The 20,901-nt window shown below is 67.9% G+C and carries 17 protein-coding genes and 6 pseudogenes; 9 read left to right on the top strand and 14 right to left on the bottom strand.

The annotated features are described in order from the left end of the window. Window positions 1-60: 60 nt before the first annotated feature. Complete coding sequence (locus tag ATK30_RS16465; protein WP_101436334.1) at window positions 61-1,419, bottom strand: cytochrome P450; 1,359 nt, start codon at window positions 1,417-1,419, stop codon at window positions 61-63. 146 nt (window positions 1,420-1,565) lie between these two features. Between ATK30_RS16465 and ATK30_RS16470 the strand changes: the two genes are divergently transcribed. Beyond that, entirely contained in the window at window positions 1,566-2,093 is a 528-nt protein-coding gene (locus ATK30_RS16470) for a TetR/AcrR family transcriptional regulator (RefSeq protein ID WP_208637355.1), read from the top strand. Between the two features lie 27 nt (window positions 2,094-2,120). Here ATK30_RS16470 and ATK30_RS16475 read toward each other — a convergent pair whose 3' ends face one another. Genes ATK30_RS16475 through ATK30_RS16485 form a run of 3 tightly spaced genes read right to left on the bottom strand, consistent with a single transcriptional unit; the run spans window position 2,121 to window position 5,574 of the window. After that, a complete protein-coding gene (locus tag ATK30_RS16475; protein WP_101436336.1) occupies window positions 2,121-3,581 on the bottom strand; it encodes a cytochrome P450 in 1,461 nt (486 codons plus the stop codon). Continuing rightward, window positions 3,578-4,633 (bottom strand): LLM class flavin-dependent oxidoreductase, encoded by a 1,056-nt coding sequence (locus tag ATK30_RS16480; RefSeq protein ID WP_101436337.1) that lies wholly within the window; start codon window positions 4,631-4,633, stop codon window positions 3,578-3,580. Before ATK30_RS16480 ends, ATK30_RS16475 begins: the two co-directional genes overlap by 4 nt. A 53-nt stretch (window positions 4,634-4,686) precedes the next feature. Beyond that, entirely contained in the window at window positions 4,687-5,574 is an 888-nt protein-coding gene (locus ATK30_RS16485; protein WP_101436338.1) for an SDR family oxidoreductase, read from the bottom strand. 89 nt (window positions 5,575-5,663) lie between these two features. Here ATK30_RS16485 and ATK30_RS16490 point away from each other — a divergent pair, with 89 nt between their 5' ends. From ATK30_RS16490 to ATK30_RS16500, 3 genes are all read left to right on the top strand, one after another. Beyond that, window positions 5,664-6,284 (top strand): TetR/AcrR family transcriptional regulator, encoded by a 621-nt coding sequence (locus ATK30_RS16490; protein ID WP_101436339.1) that lies wholly within the window; start codon window positions 5,664-5,666, stop codon window positions 6,282-6,284. Window positions 6,285-6,392: 108 nt separating this feature from the next. Further along, window positions 6,393-6,890 (top strand): PaaI family thioesterase, encoded by a 498-nt coding sequence (locus ATK30_RS16495; protein ID WP_101436340.1) that lies wholly within the window; start codon window positions 6,393-6,395, stop codon window positions 6,888-6,890. Between the two features lie 122 nt (window positions 6,891-7,012). Continuing rightward, on the top strand, window positions 7,013-8,134 hold the full coding sequence (locus ATK30_RS16500; RefSeq protein WP_101436341.1) for an acyl-CoA dehydrogenase family protein: 1,122 nt from the start codon (window positions 7,013-7,015) through the stop codon (window positions 8,132-8,134). A gap of 66 nt (window positions 8,135-8,200) precedes the next feature. Here ATK30_RS16500 and ATK30_RS16505 read toward each other — a convergent pair whose 3' ends face one another. Beyond that, window positions 8,201-8,854 carry a TetR/AcrR family transcriptional regulator gene (locus ATK30_RS16505; protein ID WP_101436342.1) on the bottom strand — a complete coding sequence of 218 codons (654 nt, stop codon included), beginning with the start codon at window positions 8,852-8,854 and terminating at the stop codon, window positions 8,201-8,203. A gap of 178 nt (window positions 8,855-9,032) precedes the next feature. Here ATK30_RS16505 and ATK30_RS16510 point away from each other — a divergent pair, with 178 nt between their 5' ends. Continuing rightward, window positions 9,033-10,574: an MFS transporter gene (locus ATK30_RS16510; RefSeq protein WP_233459058.1), complete on the top strand. Its 1,542-nt coding sequence runs from the start codon at window positions 9,033-9,035 to the stop codon at window positions 10,572-10,574. A gap of 132 nt (window positions 10,575-10,706) precedes the next feature. On the opposite strand, the gene ATK30_RS16515 is transcribed toward ATK30_RS16510, so the two are convergent. Beyond that, window positions 10,707-11,642, bottom strand: coding sequence for an IS5 family transposase (locus tag ATK30_RS16515; RefSeq protein WP_208637356.1), 936 nt, complete (start codon window positions 11,640-11,642; stop codon window positions 10,707-10,709). A gap of 13 nt (window positions 11,643-11,655) precedes the next feature. Here ATK30_RS16515 and ATK30_RS16520 point away from each other — a divergent pair, with 13 nt between their 5' ends. Further along, window positions 11,656-12,705, top strand: a complete 1,050-nt coding sequence (locus ATK30_RS16520; protein WP_101436344.1) for a BtrH N-terminal domain-containing protein — start codon at window positions 11,656-11,658, stop codon at window positions 12,703-12,705. A 149-nt stretch (window positions 12,706-12,854) separates the two neighbouring features. Continuing rightward, window positions 12,855-13,283: pseudogene (locus ATK30_RS16525) on the top strand (transposase); the annotation flags it as partial. 557 nt (window positions 13,284-13,840) lie between these two features. Here the strand turns inward: ATK30_RS16525 and ATK30_RS16530 are convergent. After that, a complete protein-coding gene (locus tag ATK30_RS16530) occupies window positions 13,841-14,683 on the bottom strand; it encodes a transposase family protein (protein WP_101436345.1) in 843 nt (280 codons plus the stop codon). Between the two features lie 155 nt (window positions 14,684-14,838). Between ATK30_RS16530 and ltrA the strand changes: the two genes are divergently transcribed. Further along, window positions 14,839-16,302, top strand: coding sequence for a group II intron reverse transcriptase/maturase (gene ltrA, locus ATK30_RS16535; protein WP_101436346.1), 1,464 nt, complete (start codon window positions 14,839-14,841; stop codon window positions 16,300-16,302). Next, a pseudogene (locus ATK30_RS16540) lies at window positions 16,211-17,083 on the top strand (IS256 family transposase); the annotation flags it as partial. The gene ltrA and the pseudogene ATK30_RS16540, both read left to right, overlap by 92 nt. Window positions 17,084-17,088: 5 nt before the next feature. Here the strand turns inward: ATK30_RS16540 and ATK30_RS16545 are convergent. The 7 genes and pseudogenes from ATK30_RS16545 to ATK30_RS16575 form a co-directional block, all read right to left on the bottom strand. Continuing rightward, entirely contained in the window at window positions 17,089-17,553 is a 465-nt protein-coding gene (locus ATK30_RS16545) for a transposase family protein (RefSeq protein ID WP_341867389.1), read from the bottom strand. Next, a pseudogene (locus ATK30_RS47465) lies at window positions 17,517-18,618 on the bottom strand (IS110 family RNA-guided transposase). Before ATK30_RS47465 ends, ATK30_RS16545 begins: the two are co-directional and overlap by 37 nt. Window positions 18,619-18,850: 232 nt before the next feature. After that, window positions 18,851-19,219 (bottom strand): annotated as a pseudogene (locus tag ATK30_RS16555) (transposase family protein); the annotation flags it as partial. Between the two features lie 160 nt (window positions 19,220-19,379). Further along, window positions 19,380-19,601, bottom strand: a pseudogene (locus ATK30_RS16560) (transposase); the annotation flags it as partial. Between the two features lie 55 nt (window positions 19,602-19,656). Then, window positions 19,657-19,935, bottom strand: a pseudogene (locus ATK30_RS16565) (transposase); the annotation flags it as partial. Window positions 19,936-20,358: 423 nt separating this feature from the next. Next, window positions 20,359-20,736: a hypothetical protein gene (locus tag ATK30_RS16570; protein WP_101436348.1), complete on the bottom strand. Its 378-nt coding sequence runs from the start codon at window positions 20,734-20,736 to the stop codon at window positions 20,359-20,361. Further along, entirely contained in the window at window positions 20,726-20,878 is a 153-nt protein-coding gene (locus ATK30_RS16575; protein ID WP_208637255.1) for an ATP-binding protein, read from the bottom strand. Before ATK30_RS16575 ends, ATK30_RS16570 begins: the two co-directional genes overlap by 11 nt. Window positions 20,879-20,901 lie beyond the last annotated feature (23 nt).

Raw genomic sequence — 20,901 nt, forward strand, 5'->3', positions numbered from 1 at the left:
TGGTGGCAGAAAGGGGTGGGTCGGGGCTGGCAGTCGGTGTCGACGGTCAGTGCTCCGGGGTCAGTGTTCTGGGGTGAAGCGGCAGGGCATGGACTTCACGGCGTGCAGGAAGTTGCCGGGGACCAGTCGCTGGTCGCCGGCTTCGATGTCGGGTAGGCGGTGCAGTAGTTCGTCGAACAGGGCACGGAGCTGGGTGCGGGCGAGTTGGTTGCCGAGGCAGTGGTGGATGCCGCCGCCGCCGAACCCGATGTGCGGGTTGGGGTCGCGGGAGAGGTCGAAGCGCCACGGGTCGGTGAACACCCGCTCGTCGCGGTTGGCCGAGGAGTAGAACATGACGACCTTGTCGCCGGCGGTGATGTGCTGGCCGTGTAGTTCGAGGTCGCGGGCGGCGGTGCGGCGGAAGGTCATGATCGGGGTGGCCCAGCGGACGAACTCCTCGACCGCGCCGTCGATGCGGTTGGCGAAGTCGCTCATCAGCCAGGCCCGCTGGTCGGGGTGGTCGGTGAGGGCTTTGAGCGCGTGGCTGGTGGACTGGCGGGTGGTGTCGTTGCCGGCGATGGTCAGCAGGGCGAAGAAGGCGCTGATCTCGTCGTCGGTGAGGCGTTCCCCGTCGATTTCGGCCTGGACGAGCGCGGTGATCAGGTCGTCGCCGGGGTTGCGGCGCCGGTGATCGGCAAGGTCGGTGATCAGGCCGTGCATGTAGTGCAGCGCCTGGAACAGTCGGCCGAGGACCTGTTCACGTCCGTGCCCGACGAGTTCGGGGTCGTTCCAGCCGGTGCCGACGGCGGCTTCGTGGGCGGCTTTCTGGCGTTCACCGTCGGGCACGCCCATGATGTCGTTGATGTTGTGCATCGGCAGCAGGGCCGCGCACTCGGCGACGAAGTCGGCCTCGCCTCCGCTGTCCGCCCCTACGGCGGCGAGGTGGTCCACGACCATGCGGGCGTTGGCGCGGATCCGGTCGTTGATGCGGCGCATCTGTTTCGGGGTAAATGCCGAAGCCACGAGCCGTCGCATCTTGGTGTGCCGGGGCGGATCCATCCCGATGATCGACTGGGCGGCCTCGACGAGTTCGGGGGGCAGGCTTTCCATCAGGATGCCGGGCCCGGACAGGAAGTCCTCGTGCCGCTTCGTGACCTCGACCAGATCGGCGTGCCGCACGATCGCCCAGAACCCGTAGTCCTCCGGGTCATCCAGCAACTGCTCCTCAAACGGGCGATGCCAGGTGACCGGCCGGTCGGCGCGCAGCGCGGCGAAGTTGGCGTCCCGTTCGGCCATGGTCGCCGACCAGAATCCCCGTGAGGACAGGTCCACCTCGTCGTAGGGACGGTCGGGATGACCGCTGGCGTTCCGGGTACGGGGCAGCGTCACGGCGGCACCCTCCTCAGCATCGGCGTTGACACCCTCAAGGTTAGACAGCATGCGTCACATTGTCTAGATAGAAGACATGAGATCGTGACCGGTCTACTGGTTTGACGACCGTGGGCGGCTTGTCTAAGGATGGTGGGGTGGTGAATGCGAGATTGTCGGGGCGGGCGCGCCAGTTGATGCGGGCGGACGCCCTCGATGTGGCGGAGGCGATCGTGCTGGATCGCGGGTACCGCGGGGTGAACATGCAGGAGGTCGCGGACCGGGTGGGGGTGGCCCGGCAGACGCTTTACAGCGAATTCGGCAGTAAGCAAGGTCTCGCGTCGGCGTTGGTGCTGCGGCTGACGGGCCAGTTCCTGGACGGTATCGAGCGGGCGCTGGCGGCTCATCCGGAGATGCGGGCGGCGTGGTGGGCGGCCGCCCGCTACACCTTCGACGCCGCTGCCGACAACCCGCTGTTGAAGGCCGTCCTGGTCGGCGACGGCAGTGGTGAGCTGCTGCCGCTGTTGACCAGCGAGGCCGCGCCGGTGGTGCGGGAGGCGACCGAACGTCTGGTGACAGGTGTGTGTCGGCGTTGGCCCGGTCTCGATCATGCCGAGGTCGGCGTCGCGGCCGAGGCCGCGACCCGGCTGGCGTTGAGCCACCTGGTGTTGCCGCTGCACCCTCCGGATGTCGTCGCCGAGCACATCGCGGAGTTGGTGGTGCGGTTTCTTGGTCACCAGGGGTGACCCGAGGGTGGAGACGGGTGGCGCGGTTCAGCGTCGGGTTAGGTGGACGGGCAGTCCGTCGGTGGGGATGGGTAGTGAGGTGTTGTCCCAGCGCACCCGGTAGCCATCCGGCACGCTCCAGTGGTGGGTGCGCAGCATCTCGTGCAGGATCGCCTTGACTTCGAGGGTGCCGAAATGCATGCCGATGCATTTGTGTACGCCGCCGCCGAACGGGATCCACGCGAAGCGGTGGTTCTGGTCCTCGCGGCGGTGCGCGGCGAACCGGTCGGGGTCGAAGGTGTCGGGGTCGGTCCAGCATTCCGGCACGAAGTGGTTGATCGCGGGGGCGACCGCGACCAGGGTGTCGGCGGGGAGGTAGTGGCCGAGGATCTCGGTGTCGGTCACGGTCTTGCGCATCACCAGCGGTACGGGCGCGAGCAGTCGGAGTGCTTCCTTGATGACCAGGTCGAGGGTGTCCAGGCGCTCCAGGGCGTCGATGTCGGGGAGGTCGTCGCCGAGGGCGAGGGATTCCTGGCGGGCGCGGTCCTGCCAGTGGGGGTGGGTGGCGAGGTAGTAGGCGGCCGCGGTGGTGGTGATGGTGGAGGTGTCGTGCGCGGCCATCATCAAGAAGATCATGTGGTTGATGACGTCGTCGTCGCTGAACTGCTCGCCTTCGGGGGTGGTGGCCTGGCACAGCGCGGAGAACAGGTCCTCACCGTTGCCGGCGCGGGCGGCGGGCAGATGGTGGGCGAAGTAGCGCTCCAGGACGCGGCGGCCGCGCAGCCCGGCGCGGTAGCGGGTGCCGGGCAGGGGGTAGCGAACCAGGGAGCTGGCGGCGCGCACGGTGGCCACGAACGCGTGGTTGATCCGCTCACTGTCAACCCCGTCTCCGCGGCCGCCCATGAACACCCGGGTCGCGATGTCCAGGGTCAGGTCTTTGAGCAGCCAGTACAACCGAACCGGGTGGGTGGTGGACCAGGTGGGCACGGTGGCGCGCACACAAGGTCCGACCTGCTGGGTGTAGCCGGCGAGGCGGTCGCGGGTGAAGGCGTGCTGCATGATGCGGCGGTGCATCTTGTGCTCGTCGAAGTCGAGCAGCATCAGCCCGCGGTGGAAGAACTGGTCGATCAGGAAGGTCCACCCGGCTTGAGAGAAGGCCTTGTCCTTGTTGGTGAGCACCAGCTGGGTCGCTTCGGGTCCGGCGACGGTGGCGATGCGGGTGCCGAAGGCGCCCATCCAGGTCACGGGGCCGTAGCGGTCGTAGCGTTCGCGGGCGAAGTCGGTGCCGAACCGGATGTAGTCGAGCACGTGCCCGACCAGTGGGGTGCCGTAGTCGCCGCGGATCGGCCGCAGGTCGCTGCCCGAGGGTGGGGCGGCGAGGTCGGTGGCGGGCCAGCGGCGGCTGAACCGGCGCAGGGCGTCATCGACCGGCTGGGGTGCCGGTGCCAGTAGCACCGAGGACAGGCGCTGCCGGGCTGCCCGGGTGGTGCGCTCGATCAGGTGCGTCATCTCGGCTCCTCTATCGGTGGGGTGTGGGACGGGGCGAAAGTGTCGATCACCGCGGTGGTGGCCGATGGGCCGGCGAATGAGGGCGGGTAGAGCAGGGTGTGCTCGTACAGGCCCGCCCAGCGAGCATCGAACTGGGCCCGCACCTGGTCGGGGGTGCCGGCCAGGGCGATCGTGTCGATCATCTGGTCGGTGACGGCGGCCACCATCGCCTCCAGGTCTCCGGCCTTGTGGGCGGTGCGGATGGCGGCGGCCTCGTCGGTGAACCCGTGCAGGGTCATGATCGCGTCGTAGGTTTTGACCGAGGCGTAGAACGCGATCTGGGCCGCGGCGAGCCGGCGGGCCTGTGTCGGGTCCGGATCGACCGCGCAGATCACGTAGCCCGCGACCGGCACCGGCTTGGTGCGTCCCGCGCGTTGGGCGCCGGCCTGCAGAGCGGGACGCACGGTGTGGCGCAGGTATTCGGGGGTGCACAGCGGATGGCCCACGAGCCCGTCGGCGACCGCGCCGGCGGCGCGGACCATGCGGGCGTTCACCCCGGCCAGATAGAGCGGGATCGCCCGGCGTGTCGGCGGCGGCACCGGGGCGGTGGGCACGACGTGTGCGCGGTAGAAGCGGCCCTCGTGGTGCACCGGGCCCTCGTCCAGCCGCCACAGCTGGCGCAGCAGCGGTATCAGCTCCTCCGTCCGGGGCGCGGGATGCTCACCTGACAGGCCGTGCCAGTCCTGCTGCATGCGCCGGGTTCCGGTGCCCAGCCCCAGGATCAGCCGACCACCAGAGAGCGTGTCGAGGTCCCGGGCCTCGGCGGCCAGCACCAGCGGGGTCCGGCCGAAACCGTAGGCGATCCCGGTGCCCAGCGTGATGTTCTCGGTCGCCGCGGCCATGGCCGCCACGGCCACCACCGCCGACCGGTCGTAGAAATCGGCCGCCCACACCGAGGCGAAACCCGCCCGCTCCGCGGCGGCGGCCATCGACGCCACCTCGTGCACGTCCCGCCCGGCGCACACCAGCGACAACCCCCGCCGGGCCGATGCCACCGTCGGTTCGCTCGTCATCGAAGGCTCCCTTCGCGCCACCTGGCTTGTCCTCCCCCACGGCGGGGGACCCGTCACTCCGTCGCGTCCACGGGGCCGGGCCGGTTGCGCTGCACCGCGCGGGCCTCGTAACCGGCCCGGGCAGCCGGATCGGCACCCGCGAGGACCCGATCCGCGCGGGAGGCCCGCAACAGAACGTCGCCGACCGCGCGCGGCGCCAAGGCCAGCAGCCGGTTCATCGCCCCCAGCGACCGAGGCACATACACCTCGAACCGCGGGCGGGCCACCGCGCCCACGATCGCCTCAGCCACCTGCTGCGGCGTCACCGGCCGCACCAGCGGCGACTCGCCGAGCCCCGAGGCCAGCTCGGTCCGCACCACCGTGGGCATCACACACGACACCGACACACCCGTGCCGCGCAGCTCAGCCCGCAGCGCCTCGGACAACCCGACGACGCCGTGCTTGGTGGCGCAATAGGTGGCGGCCTCGGCGAACCCGACCTTGCCCGCCTCCGAGGCCACGTTGACGATGTGGCCCCGCCCTCGCGGACGCATCCGGCGTACTGCCTGCCGGCTGCCGTGGATCACGGCGTGCAGGTTGATCTCCACCTGTCGCGCCGTGACCGCCTCCGGCTCGTCGGCCAGCCGCCCCAGCGGCATGATCCCCGCGTTGTTGATCAGCACGTCGAGCGGCCCGAACGCCTCCTCGACCTGATCGAGGAAACCGGTGAACGAGTCCCGGTCGGTCACGTCCACCCGCCACACTCGCACCGCCTGCGCCTGTCCCTGCGCCGGCGAGGGGTCCAGGTCACCGATCGCCACTCTGGCCCCAGCCCGGGCCAGCGCGTCCGCGGTCGCCGCCCCGATTCCTCGCGCTCCGCCGGTGATGGCAACCACCACACCGGCCAGCGGCCGCGCGACCGGAACCCGGCGTTGCCAAAACCTGCCTACCCGCTCAGCCATGGACGTCGCCTCCGCCGCTGATCGATCCGCATTCTGACAGAAACCACTGTCAGAATGCTTCTGACAGGAGACCATGTCAAGATGGGGTCATGACGACGCCAAGGCGGAGCTATCGCGGGGTCAGCGCCGAGCAGCGCCGCGACCTGCGGCGCGAGCAGTTGCTGGAGGCCGGCCTGGATCTGCTGGGCACTCAAGGGTGGCAGCAGACCACGATGACCGCGGTCTGCGCGCGTGCCGGGCTCACCGAGCGCTACTTCTACGAGAACTTCGCCCACCGCGACGAGCTGCTGTTGGCCGTTCTCGACCGGATCGCGGCGCGGATCCGGGACGTGGCGTTGCGGGCACTGGCCGGCCCGGACGGCGACCCGCGCGCGAAGGCGGAGGCGGCGATCGGCGCGTTCGTCGACCTGCTCACCGACGACCCCCGGGTCGGGCGCGCGGCGATACTGGAATCCGCCGCCGCTGAGCCGCTGCGGGCCCGGCGGCACGAACTGCTCGTCGGCTTCGGTCAGCTGATCGCCACCCAGGCGCGCGCCCTCTACGGCGACAACGCGCTGCCCCCGCCCCGCGACCGCATCAACGGCCTCATGCTCACCGGCGGGCTCGCCGAACTGCTCATGGCCTGGCTCAACGGGGAGATGCAGATCGACCGCCAGGACATCATCGACACCGTCGCCACGCATTTCGCCGCCACCGCACGACAGCAATAGCCACGGGCGGTGCTGTGACGGCGCCCACGCAGACTTTCAGAACTCCTAGTCTTACAGCGAGACTGCTAGTCTCGCTGTGTTTCGATGGTGGAAGGACAAACACACACGATGGCCGATTCGGGGTTCGCTTCGCTGCCGCCGCACCATCCGCAGTGTCTGGGCTGCGGGCCGGACAACCCGGCCGGGCTACAACTGTCCGTCTACCGCGACGGTGACGAGGTCTTCACCGACCTCGCCTTCGACGCACGCCATCGGGGCGCTCCTGGGCTGGCGCACGGCGGCGCGATCTCCGCGGCCTGCGACGACCTGTTCGGGTTCGTGCTCTACGTCGTCGAGGAGATCGCCGTCACCCGCACGTTGACCGTCGAGTACCGCGCTCCCGTGCCGTTGGGACAGCGGCATCGCATCACCGCACGCCTGCACCACCGGGACGGCCGGCGGCTGCACCTGGAAGCCGCGGGCGTCGGCGACGACGGTGTCACGCGGTTCACCGCCCAGGCGCTGTTCATCGTCGTCGACATCGACCATTTCAGCGATCACGGCACCGAACACGACGTCCACGCCATGTTCACCCAGCACCCCCTGCGCACCCGCGAGGGCGGCTGAGGCCGTCCACCACGGCACCACCGGCGACCCACTCACAACCCGACGAAGGCGGTGCCGGTGGCTGGGGTACCGCGACACGATGAAGGAGACGCTCCGTGCCCGCACACCGCAGCCGCCCGTGGATGACCGCCGACCTCGACGCGTTCCGCGACCTCGCGCGTCAATTCTGCGAGAAAGAACTGTCGCCGAACCAGCAGCGGTGGGCGGCGCAGAAAAGCGTCGATCGCGACCTCTGGAACAAGGCCGGGGAGGTGGGGCTGCTATGCCTGGCGATCCCGCAGGAATACGGTGGGGGCGGTGGCACCTTCGCCCATGAAGCCGTCCTGCTCGAAGAACAGGCCGCCAGCGGCGACAGCTGCTGGGGCGTGGGCCTGCACAACGCCATCGTGGCGCACTACCTGCTCGCCTACGGCACCGAGGGCCAGAAACGGGACTGGCTGCCCAAACTCGCCCGCGGCGAGTGGGTCGGCGCCATCGCCATGACCGAACCCGGCACCGGCTCGGACCTGCAAACCGTCACCACGAAAGCCATCCGCGACGGCGACTCCTACATCGTCAACCGCGCCAAGACCTTCATCACCAACGGCGGCCAGGCCGACCTGATCCTCGTCGTGGCCAAGACCGATCCGACACGGGGTGCCGAGGGCATCTCGCTGATCGTGGTGGAAGCCGAGCGCGACGGGTTCCGGCGCGCTCGGGTCCTGGACAAGGTCGGCCTGAAAGGACAGGACACCGCCGAACTGTTCTTCGACGACGTCCGCGTCCCGACTGGTCACCTCCTCGGTGAGGTCGAGGGCCACGGTTTCCTCCAGCTGATGCAGCAGCTCCCGCAGGAGCGGCTGCTTATCGGCATCGCCTCCGTCGCGGCCATGGAACTCGCCCTACGCGACACACTCGACTACACCCGCAGCCGCACGGCGTTCGGCCGGGACATCTTCTCCTTCCAGAACACCAAGTTCACCCTCGCCGAAGCGGCGACCGAAACGCGGGTGGCCCGCGTGTTCCTTGACGACTGCATCAGCAAACACCTCGACGGCACGCTCGACGTCCCGACCGCGGCCATGCTCAAATGGTGGTCCAGCGACCGCGCCATGCGAGTCATCGACGACTGCGTCCAGCTCCACGGCGGCTACGGCTACATGAGCGAGTACCGCATCGCCCGTGCATGGACCGACCAGCGGGTGCAGAAGATCTACGGCGGCACCAACGAGATCATGAAAGAGATCATCGCCCGTACGCTATGACCTCGGCTCGCGCGGGACTCCACGGCGGGCGTGGCTCGATCGCCGCGCGGCAGGGGCCGGCGGAACTCACGTCCGGGGGGTGTTGGCGGCCAGGAAGTCGTCGACGACGCGGGCGCAGAAAGTCTCGTCATTGGGAAGGCCGGTGACCAGGCGGTTGAACACGACCGGCCCGACAAGCTGAGCCAGCGCCGCGGTGGTGTCGATGTCGGCGCCCAGTACCTTGCGGGCGTCGTCACCGGTGAGAATAGTGTCGAAGGGCCGCCGGTAGAGCTCGACGATGCGGCGCCGCAACGTGCGCATCCACGGCCGGGCGGTATCCGGCTGGTCGATGCCGGGCAGGTCGTCCGGTTGTGCCGGCAAGGTGCTCATCCCCACCCAGGACAGCACAGTGAGCTGCAGCGGGGCGTGGTCGATGAGCTGGGCTTGGTTGACGAGCAGGGTGAGCAGCCGACGCCGCAGCGGGCCCCGGGCGGGAGCCGGCGGCACGGGCGGCAACAGTTTCTCGAAGGCCGCGGCCACCAACTCGGTGCCAGTGCCGAAATGGCGGTAGAGCGTGGCGCGGGCTACACCGGCGGTGCGGGTGACCGCGTCGATGGTGACCGCGTCGATGCCGCCCTCGGCGAGCAGCCGGGTGGCCGCGTCGATCAGCAGTGCCCGCGACTGCGCCGGTCGCGGGTCCTCACGTGGCGTGCGTGGTGAGCGGGTGGTGGGTGTGGGCATTGGTCTCCCTACTGGCCGACATCCTAGTAGCGCAGCGTTTCACCAGGACGGCGAGTGTGATCGAGCAGGTGTTGTGAACTACCAGTCTAGGTCCGATACTGGGAGTCTCATAACCGTGTAGGAGTCGTGGGTGATGCGTGTGCCGGAAACAGCCGTCAGGTCGCGGCCGTTGCGCCAGATGTGGACACTGACGGTGTCGTGCCTGGCAGTGGCGCTGGTGATGGCGGCGGTGGCGTCGCTGACCACGGCCCTGCCCGGCCTCGCCGGGGACACCGGGGCCAGCCAGACGCAGCTGACGTGGATCGTGGACGCCTACACCCTGGTGCTGGCCTGCGCACTGCTGCCGGCGGGCGCGGTCGGCGACCGCTACGGCCGGCGGGACCTGCTGGTGATCGGGCTCGCGGTGCTCGCGGCCGGATCGGCCCTGCCGACGGTCGTCACCTCGCCAGGCTGGGTGATCGCCTGCCGCGCCGTCAGCGGGCTGGGGGCGGCCCTGGTGATGCCCGCGACGTTGTCCATCCTGACCGCGGAATTCCCGCCGCGACAGGCCTCGCGCGCGGTGGGAGTGTGGGCGGGCTTCGCCGGTGCGGGCGCGGTGCTGGGCATCCTCGGCGCCGGGGTGTTGTTGCAGACCTGGTCATGGCGGGCGGTGTTCGCCGCCACGGCGATCCTGGCCCTGCTGTTGCTGGCAGGGGCCTTCGCCGTGCCACCCTCTCGGGAACCGGACACCCAGCCGCTGGACGTCCCCGGCGCGGCGCTGAGCGCGACGGCGATCGGCCTCGTGGTGTTCGGCATGATCGAAGCACCCGACCGAGGCTGGGACAGCGTCCTGGTCATCGGCGCGCTCAGCGGCGCCGTCCTCGCCGCGGCCGGATTCATTCTCGTCGAGCGTCGCCACCGTGCGCCGCTGCTGGATGTGCGACTGTTCACCGAACGCGCGTTCGGCACCGGCGCCGGGTCGCTGGTCGTGCAGTTCCTGGCCGCGTTCGGGCTGTTCTTCGTAGTGATGCAGCACCTGCAACTCGTCTGGAACTACTCGCCGCTGGACGCCGGTCTGGCGCTGACCCCCTTGGCCGTCCCGCTGGTCGTGGTGGCGGTGCTCGCGCCGTGGCTGACCGAGCGGCTCGGGCTGAGGCTGATGACCTGTACCGGGTTGGGGCTGGTCGCCGTCGCCCTGGTCGGCGTGGCCGGCCTCGGAGTCGAGGAGGACTACCCACGTCTGGCGGTGTTCATCATCATGTTCGGGCTCGGCCTGGGAATCAGCGCCACTCCGGCCACCGCCGCCATCGTGCACGGGGTCCCCCGCGCGAAACAAGGTGTCGCCTCCGCGGTCAACGACGCCACCCGCGAAATCGGCGCGGCACTCGGGATCGCGCTGGCCGGCAGCCTGCTCGCCAGCGGCTACCGCACCGGCATCATGCTCGACGCGGCCACCCTGTCCGAGCCGGACAGGACCCTGGCCACCGACTCCTTGACCGCGGCACTGCACGTCGCCACCACCCAGGCAGACCCCGCTCTGGCGGCCGCGGCCCGCCGGGCGTTCACCGAGGGCATGCACGACTCGCTGCTCACCCTGGCCGCCGTCACCGCCACGGCCACGATCGTGCTCGCCCTGCGAGCCCCCGGGCGCCCGCGCGCGAAACCCGCGCACGCTCCCTCGACACCAACGGCCGAAACCCCCGGACCCAGCGCCCTCGATCAGTCAAGGAGCACGTCGTGACCGACCAGCAACTCATCGGCAACTACCCGCACCAAGTGGCCGGACACTGCGGCTCCGGAGCGCTGCGTGATCTGATGCAGTGGGCCGGCCTGTCCTACGACTCCACGCCACTCAGAGCCTGTTGGTAGATGGTCAGGCTGGGGTCAGGGCGGGTGGTCTGGGCTTGCCCCAGCGTGGTGCTGGAGGGGTGTCGGCCAGTTCTCGGGTCAGGCGGCGGGTCATGATCGAGACGGTGGCCCACCACACCATGGCTTCGTGGTGCTCTGGTCGGCGTTCGTAGTCTCGGACCAGGCGTCGATGGCGGATCAGCCAGCCGAACGTCCGCTCCACCACCCATCTGCGGGGCAGCACCACGAAGCCTCTGATGTCGTCGCTGCGTTTCACGATGGTGATCGTCAGGCGCAGCACGGCTTTGGCCCACACGACGAGGCGTCCGGCGTAGCCGCCGTCGGCCCAGACCAGAGTGATGGTGGAGAAGTGTTCACGCAGCAACGCCAGCAGGCGATACGCGGTGTCGCGGTCTTGCATACCGGCGGAGGTGACGGTGACCATCAACACGAGTCCGAGACAATCGGTGGCGATATTTCTCTTGCGGCCCTTGGTCTTCTTCCCCGCGTCGTACCCGCAACTTTCGGCGGCCATGGTGTCGGCGCCACGCACGGTCTGAGCGTCGATGACCGCCGCGGTCGGTAGTTCGGCCCGGCCACACGCGACCCGGATGCGTCCCCGCAGCCGGTCTGCCAGCCGGTGTGGCAGTCCTCGTTCACTCCAGCGTTGGAAGAACGCGTACACCGCCGACCAGGGCGGAAAATCGGCCGGCAGCGCCCGCCACTCGATGCCGTAGCGGGTCAGATAGCCGATCGCGTCCAGCACCGCCCGCAGGTCATGGCGCATCGGCGCCCCCGCAGGGCTCTTGCGCAGCTCTGCCATGACAGCCCGTGCTTCCGGTTCCAGCACCTCCCACTGCTCATCGGTCAGATCGGACGGATACCGGCGTAGCCGGTCACGACACGCGCAACCGGACACGCCGCAACTGGCCTTCGCGGCCTCGACACGGTAGACAGACATCCTGGGGCTTCTGGTGATCAAGTTGGTGGTACTTCTCGATCTACCAGGAGCCCCGCCTCATACCCTCACGACACGCTCAGGTCCCGGCCACACCATCCACCAACAGGCTCTCAGCGAAGGCACGATCTTCGGCCTCGGCGGAGAGCTCGGATTCAGCTATCTGCGCCACTCCGCCATGTCCCCACCGATCTACCTCGTCGGCCGCGGCCCCGACCTCACCGGCCACTTCACCCGTCGACTCGGGATCACCGCCACCCAGCACGCCACCGACGACCCCGACGAGGGCTGGGCCTGGGTCCGCGACGAACTCGACCAGGGCCATCCCGTCCTCTGCTGGGCCGACATCGCCGAACTCCCCTACCTGCGCGTCCGTCTTAGCATGAGCCGCCACGACATCGTCATCATCGGCTACAACGACCACACCCGCACCGCCACCGTCATCGACAACGACCGTGCCGACCCGCAACCCGTCCCCTATGACGCGCTCGCCCGCGCCCGCAGCTCTACCGGATTCCCCGCACCCACCCGACACACCACCTACCGGCTGCGCTACCCCACCCAACTCCCGCCTCTGTCCACCACCGCCGCCGACGCCTGCGACGCCGCCGCCTCCGCACTGCGACACCCCGAACCCATGCTGACCGGCGATCTCGACACCACACCCGAACTCGTGCACGGCTACGGCCTCAACGGCGTCACCACCTTCGTCGACGACCTCCACCAGTGGCCCGACCTCTTCCCACCCGACCAGCTCGACACCGTGCTGCGCGCCCTAGCCGCCTTCATCGACAAAGCCGGCACCGGCGGCGGCCTCTTCCGTCGCCTGCAAGCCGACTACCTGCACTACCTCGCCCGCCACACCCACCTGCCCACCGCACAACAGGCAGCCGACACCTACTCTCAACTCGCACAAGTCTGGAGCGACCTCGCCACCACCGCCACCACCGATATCGACATCACCACCCGAATCGCTGCCCTCACCGACACAGCCCAACAGCTCCCCGCCCTCGAACAACGCGGCGCCGACGACCTCCATATCCTCGCCCGCGACCTCACGACCTGACACTCGCTCCGGTCGCGCACGCCAATCCCGCCCCCGGCACTCCGTCGGGGGGCCAAGGGTGGGGGACCGCGCCGCAGGGACTGTTCCAAGATCGGTGTTTCCGGCCCGACACGCCGGGCTGAGGTCCGGCGGGATGGGCACTGTGAGTGATGACATCGGAGCTTGTGAGTCCACGTAAGCGTGACGAGAAGCCGGCGCGGGAGCTGTCGCCGGAGCAGGCCGCCGCAGCGGCGATGGTGGCCGAGGCGAGGGCTCGCGGGCTGGCGTTGACGGGCCCGGACGGCCTGCTGAAGCTGTTCACCAAGAACGTGCTGGAAACGGCGCTGAACGAGGAAATGACCGAGCACCTCGGTCACGAGAAGCGCCAGGCCGATCCGAGTCGGGAATCGACCAATGTGCGAAATGGAAGCCGGCCGAAGACCGTGCTCTCGGATGCCGCCGGCGAGGTGCGGATCGACGTGCCGAGGGATCGGGAAAGCACTTTCGAGCCTCAGATCGTCAAGAAGCGGCAACGCCGGCTCGCCGACGTGGACGAGATCGTGCTGTCGCTGTACGCGAAAGGGATGACAACCGGGGAAAGTGCGCCGTGAAAGCGCTGTTGTATCGCGAGGAGGTGGAAGACCTTCTCCTGCAGGCCGTCGCAGCGGACTGTTGAAGTTGAGGGCAGCCTGAACCGGGAGGTGCCGGTAAGGGTGGCAAGCGGCCCTGACAAAACCGGGACGTGCCAGAACTGCCAGATGGTGCGGGTCCGGCAAACGAGCCGAAGAGGTATACGCGAGGAACTGGCGTGTTACGTTTCCTAAGTAGTCACCGGCTGAAACCTGGCGGATGGCCGGTTGCGATGCGCACCCGTTCTCTGGTGAGGCGGGGAACTCCTGAGCGGGGATTTTCACCTTCGCAGGGAGGCCGTGGTGAAGGTCTGCGGCGTAGTCACGGCGATATCGCGGGAACAAAGTCAGATGCCTCCTTCGGCAAGCGATCAGCAGTGAACACGGGAACTGTCTGGCGATGGTTCCCGGCTCGTGGGCATCCAGTTTGCGCGTCGGGATAGGCACACCGTCTGCCGAACACACCGGACAGGGCGGAGCCGTCGTAGTACTCGGAGGCCGGGAAAGCCGGTCACATTGAGGTTTTCTCAGTAGCGTCCGTGGTGTTCGTGGTGGGTGAGGACGAGGGCTGCTTGGGTGATGTGGCCGATGCGTTTCGGGCAGAGGGTGACGTGTCGTAGGGCTGCCCAGCGGGTTTTCAACATTGCGGCGGCGCGTTCGCCGAGGCAGCGCAGCCGGGTGTGGAGCAGGTTGAAGGCGTGCTGGTCGGGGGTGAGGGGCGGTCGGCCGGTGGTTTTCTTGGTCGGGGTGAGGATGCCGGTGCCGGCTGCGTGGTAGGCCTTGTCGGCGAGGGTTTTCAGGCCGTGGGCCGCGGCGGCGGTGAGGGCGCCGGTGATGCCGTGGTGTCTGGCCGAGGCGAGGTCGTTGCGGGAGCCGGGCAGCACGGGCGAGACCCAGAGCGGGTAGCCGTCGGCGGTGGCGAGGAATTGGATGTTCCCGCCGAAACAGCGGTGTTTGCCCGAGTACCAGAGGTGGACGGTGGCGCCGCGGTTGCGGCCTTTGGTTTTGATGGTGGTCGCGGCGACCCGGTCGCAGCCGATCAACATGCCGTCGAGGATCACGTGCGCGTCCCCCGCGGCGCGGCGCTGGGCGAGGACCTGGTGCAGGTCGGGGGCGTGGGCGGCGAGGGCGGTGACCGCTTCGTGCAGGTACCGGTAGGCGGTGGCGACGCCGACGCGGTGGTCGGCGGCGAGGCGGTGCACCGGGACGGCGTCGCGGAACCAGCGCAGCGCCAGCACCGCCTGCCCGAACGCGGTCAGCGCCCGCCGGCCGCGGCGGGTGCCGCGGCGGCGGTGTTCGGCGTGCAGGACACGCGCGACGAACAGGGCAAGCTCGCGCGCCACGTCGAGCGTGGCACCATAGGCAATCACGTGGGGCCCCTGGGGTTTCTCGGACTTGATCTTCGCAAATCCAGTCCTACCAGCGGCCCCACGCCCCGCCCCTCGGCGACACACCCCACCCAGCCCTACTGAGAAAACCTCATTGGGGAAGGACGGCAGCGGTTCCGAGAAGAAGGGATGCTGCAATGCCGAAAGACGCGCCGCTGAATAGCGGCGCTCCGGAACAACCCGAAGCTGGGTCGTTCCGTCGGGTATCGGAAATGCAGGCCAAGCTTCATCGTTGGGCGTCGGCCGATCCTGGCCGACGGTTCGATGACTTGTTCAACCTCGTGCACGACCCGGCGACCCTGCGTGTTGCGTGGGAGCGGGTCGCGACGAATACCGGGGCACGAACCGCTGGTTCGGACGGCGTCACCGTCGCCCGGATTGAGCGGGAAATCGGTGCCCTGGAGTTTCTGGGTGGCATTCGCAGAGCGGTCAAAGACGGTTCGTTTCGGCCGCAGCCGGTTCGGGAACGGTTGATTCCCAAACCTGGTGGGTCGGGGAAAGTCCGCAGGTTGGGCATTCCTACTGTCGCGGATCGTGTGGTTCAGGCTGCCTTGAAGCTGGTTCTGGAACCTATATTCGAGGCTGATTTTCATCCGGTCTCGTTCGGGTTCCGGCCCAAGCGGCGGGCACACGACGCGATCGCCGACATCCATCTATTCGGGAGCCGCGGCTACGAATGGGTTTTGGACGCCGACATCGAAGCTTGTTTCGACACCATCGACCATGCGGCCCTGATGGACCGCGTGCGGGCGCGGGTGACGGACAAGCGTGTGCTCACGTTGGTAAAATCGTTCCTCAAGGCTGGGATCCTGACCGAGCTCGGCGAGGAACGGGACACACCGACCGGGACGCCGCAAGGGGGCATCCTCTCGCCGTTATTGGCCAATATCGCGTTGTCGGTGCTGGATGAGTACCTGCACCGCGACTGGCGGCCAGGAGGTTGGATGTCGACAGAAAACCGGCGTCACCGCCATCGGCGCCTGGGTCTGCCGACCTGGCGACTCGTCCGGTATGCGGACGATTTCGTCGTCATGGTGTTCGGCACCAGGGACCACGTGGTGACGTTGCGCGAGGAAGTCGCGCAGGTGCTCGCTCCGATGGGTCTGCGTTTATCGCCGGCCAAGACTCGGATCGTGCACATCGCCGATGGGTTCGATTTCCTGGGTTTCCGCATCCGGTGGAGAATCAAGAAAGGGACCCGCGATCAGTGGCGGCTCTACACTTTCATTGGCGATCGGCCACTCCGGTCGTTGAAAGCGAGAATTCGTGCCCTGACGCGCAGGACATCACAGCAGGACCTACGGGCCGTGTTGATCCGGATCAATCGGATCACACGCGGCTGGGCTGAATATTTCCGGCACGCCGTGGCCAAGCACACCTTCGACCGGATCGCTTACTTTATCTGGTGGCGAATCGTCCGATGGGTGAAGACCAAACGGCGTTGGAGATGGAAGGACGTCCACCGCTGGCTGCGAACCCCGACGGGGTGGCGGCCGATCGCGGTGGACGGGATTGAACTGCGCAACATCGCGGCGACACCGGTCACCCGGTACCGTCGGCGCAGTATTCCCAGCCCTTGGCCCTGCGCGAACCGCGCCTAACGACAGAAACCGTGGAGAGCCCGTTGCGTTGAAAGGCGCACGGCGGGTTCGGCGAGCGGCCTGGGGAAACAGACCGACGGCAACGCCGGAACTGCGCCCCAGGCCGACTCGACTCTCGGCGCATTTCAATGAGATTTACGGTGCTTCGGTGAGCAAGGAGACGATATCGCGGATCACCGACAAAGTGATCGCCGAAATGCAGGACTGGGCCAACCGGCCGCTCGACGCGGCCTACGCGGCGGTGTTCATCGACGCGATCCACGTCAAGGTCCGCGACGGGCAAGTCGCCAACCGCCCGGTCTACGCGGCCATCGGCGTGACCGTGGACGGCCGCAAGGACGTCCTGGGCCTCTGGATGGGCGTCGGCGGCGAAGGCGCGAAGTTCTGGATGAGCGTTCTGATCGACCTGAAGAACCGCGGTGTCCGCGACGTGTTCTTCCTCGTCTGCGACGGCCTCAAAGGCCTCCCGGAGACCGTCGTGAACGTGTGGCCGTACACCATCGTCCAGACATGCATCGTCCATCTGATTCGCAACACCTTCCGCCTTGTCGCGCGGCAGAACTGGGACGCAGTCAAGCGGGATGTCAAGCCCATCTACACGGCACCCAATCCCGACGCCGCACTCGCCGCATTGAATGCCCTGGAAGAGAAATGGGGGAACAAATATGGTGCCGTGATTCGACTGTGGCGCAACGCATGGGAAGAGTTCGTGCCCTTTCTCGACTACGACATCGAAATCCGGCGCATGATCTGCTCGACGAACGCGATCGAATCACTGAGCCTTTTTCATCCTGCGGTGGTCTCGTAGTTCTGTAGGACGTGGATGGCTTTGGCGAGTTGGCCGGCGCGTCGGGGGCAGCTGCGGAGTTTGCGCAGGATGTGCCAGGTTTTGAGTTGGGCGTTGGCGCGTTCGCCGGGGCCGCGCAGCCGTGCGTGAGCCCGGTTGACGTCCTTTTGGGACTCGGGCTTGTTCTTGCCCTTGTACGGGGTGATCACGTGTTGTCTGGTCTCGTCGTAGCCGTGGTAGCCCTTGTCGCCCAGCGCGATGAGCCCGGCGTCGCGCAGGGCGGCGAGAATCTGCCAGATCCGGGCAGCGGCGGTGTCATGGGTGCTGCCGGGCAGGTCACCCGAGACCCACAGGATGGTGCCGTCCGGCGAGGCGATGACCTGCAGGTTCATGCCGTGCTTCTTGTGCTTGATGCCCCTATGTCTTGTCAAGCGGTGTGGGCGTGGTGTTCTGGAGGGGTCCAGACTTGTCGTAGGAGAGGGTGGACCTCGCGGGCGACGTAGCGTTTGAGGCAGCGGATCACCTCGCGGCGGGTTTTGCCCTCAGTCAGGCGTCGTTGCAGGTATTCTTGGGTGGATGGATCGCATCGCAGGCGGGTGAGCACGATGCGGTAGAGCGCGGCGTTGGCCTGCCTGTCGCCGCCTCGGTTGAGTCGGCGTCGTTGGGTCTTGCCGGATGACGCCTCGATCGGGCTGGTGCCGCACAGGGCCGCAAAGGATGCTTCGGTGTCGAGTCGGTCGGGGTTGTCTCCCGCAGCGAGGAGGAGGGCTGCGGCGCTGTCGTGGCCGATGCCGCGGCGGTGCAGCAGGGCGGGGGCGCACGCGTTGATCGCCGTAGTGATCTGTTGTTCGAGGTCGCGGATCTCCTCGCCCAGGCGCAGGATGCGCCGGCCCAGCAGGCGCAGTGTTGTAGATCGCCGCGGCGACGGCGTCCTGCGGGTCGGTGGTGTCGAGCTCAGCGCATCGGCGGATGAGCATCCAGCGACTCAGCCCGGCCAGCGACTCGCGCAGTGCCGGGTCGGTGGTCACCAGCACGGCCTTGAGCTGGTTGATCGCCTGAGTGCGCGCCTTGAGCGCGGATGTCTTGGCCAGCTTGAACATCCGCATCATCTCCACCGGCCCGTCGCCGGTCTTCGCGATAGCGGTGGCCCGACCGGACAACACAGCTCGCGCAGCGGACTCGGCGTCACCGGCGTCGGTCTTGCCGCGTTTGCGTCGAGTGGCCTTGTCTGGCTGGTTGACCTCGATGACCGAAACGTGTTGGGCCCGCAGAAATCGGGTCAGCGCCACGCCGTAGGAGCCGGTGCACTCCACCCCGGCTTGCTGGACTGTCCCGAACGTGCGTGCCCACGCGAGCATCTGCTCGTATCCGGCAGCGGTTGTGGGGAATGCCTGGCTGGCCAAGAACACACCCAGCATCGTGATCACCGTTGCGACATGCACGTCCTTGTGCGTGTCGACGCCCAGCACCACCACGTTATCGGCAGCGGTACCACCTCCCTGTGTGTCCGATTGCGGCGTGCTGGTCATGATTGGCTGACTCCTGATCGGCTCGGGAATGGATGGCCAGCGCCGGGCCGGTGTGGGCGGTCAGGACTGTGATGGTGCCGTGACGGCAAGGCCCCTATCGGGACACGCCCCACCGCACCGGCGGCAGCAAGCACCACCCCCGACCACGGCCGACAGATCAAACACAAGGCAGCAAGGCCAACCAGAGTACGGGTCAAGCCGTGGCCCGAGGCAGCACACAAAGATCATCACAGCCGGAGTAGAAGGGGCGGTTGGCGGAGACCCGGTCGATCGGGATCAGGGTGCCGTCGATGATCACGTAGGCCAGGCCGTCGCGTTTCGCCTTGCGCAGCGCCGCGCGTAGTTTCGGGGCTCGCGCGGCCAGTAGTTCCACGGTCTCGTTGACGTAGCGCCAGCAGGTTGTGGTGGAGATGTCGAACCCGGCGCCGACCTCGGCGAACGGTTCGCCTTTGCGCAGGTACACCAGTACCGCCAGGGCCTGCTGGCCTGAGTTGAGCTTGCGCCACACCGAACCGAGCTGCTTGCGGTGGGTGCGGATGAGGCCGGACACGAAGGTGAGGGTCTGATGTGACAACGGCAGCGCGGCACGGTAGAACAGCATGTGAAGCCCCTGGTCCTGCGGAACGATCTTGGTCGAAAGTCCTGCTACCAGGGGCTTCGCCATGCCAGGACCTCGACACGCCGATGATCGTCTACCTGTGATCAGCGACAAGCCTTGCCCGCCAACACATCCAGGTCAGGATGAAAAAGGCTCACTGAGTGAAGCGCCGGTGCGCGGTCTGGAACGGCACGCCGAACGACGGCGGCAGATCCCGCCACGCGCACCCACTGGTCAACACGTACACGATCGCGGTGAACACCTGCCGCGGCTCCAGCGGCGCGGTTCCCCCGCCCTGGGGACGCGCCGCGAACGCGGGGATCAACGGCTCCACCAACTCCCACAGCTCGTCCGGCACGAGCCGCAATGACAAACGATCAACCACGACCAAGATCATGACGCATCAGCAGCTGATCACCACGTAAGACACGCTCTTAGCCGCCCTTCTTCAGAAAGCCCGTCTCATCGGCCACCACGACACCACTGGGATCACCCAGATTGTCCAGCACATAGGCCCGCAGATCATCCCGCACCGCATCGGCGTCCCACCGGTAGTAGCCCAGCAACCGCTGCATGCCATTCGGGGTCAGATCACCGGCCTGCTCGGCCAAGGTCCACGAGTTCTTCCGCTCCGCACCCGAGAGCAGGCCCAGCAGATACATCCGAGCCCGACGACGCGAGTCCGCCTGCGCGAAACGACCGGCTACCAACGAGAACATGTCGTCGAACCCGGCCCGCCACCGTGCGACACGATCATCAACCACAGGCGCCCCGGCCATCGCCTTCTCCACAAGCTCTACCACGCCGCCAAGTTCACCACGTCCCGAACGCGTCCACAGTCACGACACGCCGCCACAAATCACACATCGCGACTGTAGTACTAGGTCGACCATCGCGGCGCGTTGTCTCGGCGTGGTGCGCGGCGAGCGCGGCCCACTGGATGCGGTTTGCCGCGGGCATCGACCAATACGTCGTCACCGGTACGGTCATCCGCTCGTGCTTCGGTGTCGACGGCGGTGACACCCGACTGGCTTGCCCATAGGTTGGTCCACAGGCGGGACCACCACGGTGATGGCGCTCTCCGAGATGGGCCAGCCATGCTCTCCGAAATGGGCCAGCTGAGAAGTGCAGCGTAACCGGTGTCAGCGGCGGAGCGGGATCACTCCGTCGGGTGCCGCGACGGGCATCTGCGGCCGGGCCGCTTCGGGCGTGGTGAGCAGCGCGACGATGGTGACCGGGGCGCCGCAGTGCGGGCAGTCCCGCTGGGCCGCAATGTGCGGCAGCGGCGCCGCAGGCGCCGGCGGGGTCGCCGCCGGAGGCGGTGTCCCGAAGGGCCTGGCGGTGCTGGAGGCAGGAGTGGTGCGCTCGACCTCCCGGCGGGCGGCCGCGGTGCGTTTGCACTGGCGCGAGCAGTAGAGCCGGGTCTTGGCTTGCCGGCCGGTCGTGACGAACGCTTCCCAGCAGATCGGGCAGGTCTTGCGGGTCGCGTTGTAGTTCGGGTCGCTCGGGTCAGGAGACATGTGCGTTCACCGCCTTGCGCAGCTTGTCCGATGTGGACTGATGCGAGCGGAGCCGATAGGAGGGGCCGTCGATGCCGACGACGGTCGCGCGGTGGAGTAACCGGTCCAGCATCGCCGCGGTTATCTCGACTTCGATCTTCAAATACCGCCTTTGACCTGGCGTTT

The sequence above is a fragment of the Amycolatopsis echigonensis genome, assembly GCF_002846615.1.
Classification (GTDB): Bacteria; Actinomycetota; Actinomycetes; order Mycobacteriales; family Pseudonocardiaceae; genus Amycolatopsis; species Amycolatopsis echigonensis.